Below are 2447 nucleotides of genomic sequence, written 5' to 3' on the forward strand. Positions count from 1 at the left end.
CCGGCTGCGGCGGCTGCCACGATAAGATTCTGGACGTGATTTCCCAGATCATGAGCAAGTAAACGAAAAACAGGAGCCTGTTGCAGACAGGCTCCTGTTTTTGCTTGCACAACCACCGGGCATATGCTATAATACATAACAGTAACGTATCAAGGCAAGGCAATACCGCACAAAGATTGTGCAGCAGATGTGCTAACAGATTTTTCGTCAGATTGCATAGAAACGACGCAGGAATACTGGCGTATTGCAAGGAATTTTTGTGTGATATGACGGAAAATTCGTCAACAGATGCTGTGCAAAGCCGCCAGGCGTGCTTTGCGCGGTGTTGCCACAACATCAAACAATGGGAGGGCATATCATGCAAGCAGCATTTTCACCGGCGGACATTCTCCTGTCGGGCAAGGACATTGACAAAACCAAGTGGGCAGTGGTGGCATGCGACCAGTACACCAGCGAGCCGGATTACTGGAACGCTGTGGCGCAGCAGGTGGGAGACAGTCCCTCCACCCTGCAGCTGATCCTGCCGGAGCTGTACCTGGAGCAGCCGGATGTGGAGCATCGGATCGAAAAGATCCAGGCTGCCATGCAGGCGGATCTGGAGGCAGGCTGTCTGGACTGCTTCCCGGATGCGCTGATCTATGTGGAGCGGATCCAGAGCGACGGCAAATGCCGGCAGGGGCTGATCGGCAAGCTGGATCTGGAGCAGTACGACTACGCCAAGGGCAGCACCTCCCCGGTGCGGGCAACGGAAGCCACCGTGCTGGAGCGGATCCCGCCCCGGAAAAAGGTACGGCAGGGTGCGCCCCTGGAGCTGCCCCATATTATGATCCTCATCGATGATATCCGCAGAACCGTCATCGAGCCTATGGCGGCACGGAAGGACAGCATGCAGAAGCTGTACGATTTTGACCTGATGCAGGGAGGCGGACATCTCACAGGTTATCTGATCCCGGCGGACATGCAGCAGCAGGTACTGGATGCTCTGGACGCTCTGGCGGATCCGGCGGCTTTTGCAGAAAAATATGACCTTGCTCCCGGCACTCCGGTGCTCCAGTACGCCATGGGGGACGGGAACCACTCCCTTGCCACTGCAAAGGCATGCTACGAGCAGCTGAAGGCGGAGCATCCGGGAGAGGATCTGTCCAGCCATCCGGCACGGTATGCCCTGGTAGAGCTTGTGAATCTGCACAGTGACGCTTTGCAGTTTGAAGCCATTCACCGGATCGTTACCGGCGTGGATCCGGCGGATCTGATGGGACAGATGCAGCAGGCGTTGCAGCTGACAGAGGGGACGCAGGCAGACTGCCAGTGCTTTACCTGGATCCAGGGGGGGAACCAGGGTGTGTCTGCGGTGCATGCGCCCACTTCCAAGCTGACGGTGGGCAGCTTACAGCAATTTCTGGACGGCTATCTGGCAGCCCACCCGGGGGCAAAGATCGACTATATCCACGGGGCGGACGTGGTACAGCGGCTGGCTGCAGCGCCGGATGCCATTGGCTTTTTGCTGCCGGACATGGGCAAGGAGGAGCTGTTCCCCACAGTCATCGGAGACGGGGCACTGCCCAGAAAAACCTTCTCCATGGGGCATGCGGCGGACAAACGGTTCTATATGGAATGCCGCAGAATCACCGAATAAGGAAATGACCCGGAGGCGAAAAACCTCCGGGTATTTTTCTGCATAGTTGCACGAAAGCGTACAACTTTCCGAAAAAAAGCGCTGTTTGCAGATGCGGCAAACGCATACTTTACAGCGAAAGGAAGTCATAGAATGACGCTCAAAGCAAACGGCAAGCGCATTGACTGCGGTGCCATCGCCCACCTGTTTTCCCAGGGGGAGCGGCACGCAGACAAGGTGGCATTCGCCCTGCCCCGATACTATGCGGGATGGGACTTGTCCGGCTGCACCTTTGCCCTGACCGGGGAGAATGCAGAGGGAAAGCAAGCCCAACAGGTTCTGGAAAAGGCGGTATCGGAGGATACGGTCACGGTACAGTGGGAGGTGACCGGAGCATTCACCATAGCCCCGGGGGTGCTGAAGCTATCCCTGCGGGCGTTCACCACAGCGGATGCGGCAGAAGCATCCGGCAGCGAAACCGATTCGGACACCTGGCAGGAGGATGGCACGCTGGTGCTGGAGTATCAGCTGACGGACATTGAGATCCTGCCGGCGGTCAGCGCCGTAACGGATCCTGCCANNNTCAGCGCCGTAACGGATCCTGCCACGGTGACGTTGGCGGCGCAGGCGCTGAATCAGCTGGCGGCAAAGCTGGAACAGGCACTGACAGAGCTGGACGCACGGGCGGCGGCTCTGAAGCTGACGGGCTTTGAAAACAGGCTCACAGCCCTGGAGGGGCGGATCCAACCGGTGACCCAGGCGGAATACAACGCCCTGACCCCGGGTGCTGACACCCTGTATCTTATTGTAGAGGAGGTGGGAGCATGACCGG

Annotated in this window: 2 protein-coding genes; both read left to right on the forward strand. The window is 58.2% G+C overall.

Annotated features, from left to right (window positions below; genetic code table 11):
- The first annotated feature begins 358 nt into the window (after positions 1 to 358).
- On the forward strand, positions 359 to 1636 hold the full coding sequence (locus tag QVO51_RS06165; protein WP_022357663.1) for a DUF1015 domain-containing protein: 1278 nt from the start codon (positions 359 to 361) through the stop codon (positions 1634 to 1636).
- A gap of 132 nt (positions 1637 to 1768) precedes the next feature.
- The gene (locus QVO51_RS10995) at positions 1769 to 2443 is read left to right on the forward strand and encodes a phage upper tail fiber protein (protein WP_022357664.1); all 675 of its coding nucleotides are present in this window, start codon (positions 1769 to 1771) and stop codon (positions 2441 to 2443) included.
- Positions 2444 to 2447: the final 4 nt, after the last annotated feature.

Source organism: Ruminococcus sp. CAG:379 (assembly GCF_000434255.1).
GTDB classification, from domain to species: domain Bacteria; phylum Bacillota; class Clostridia; order Oscillospirales; family Ruminococcaceae; genus Ruminococcus_F; species Ruminococcus_F champanellensis.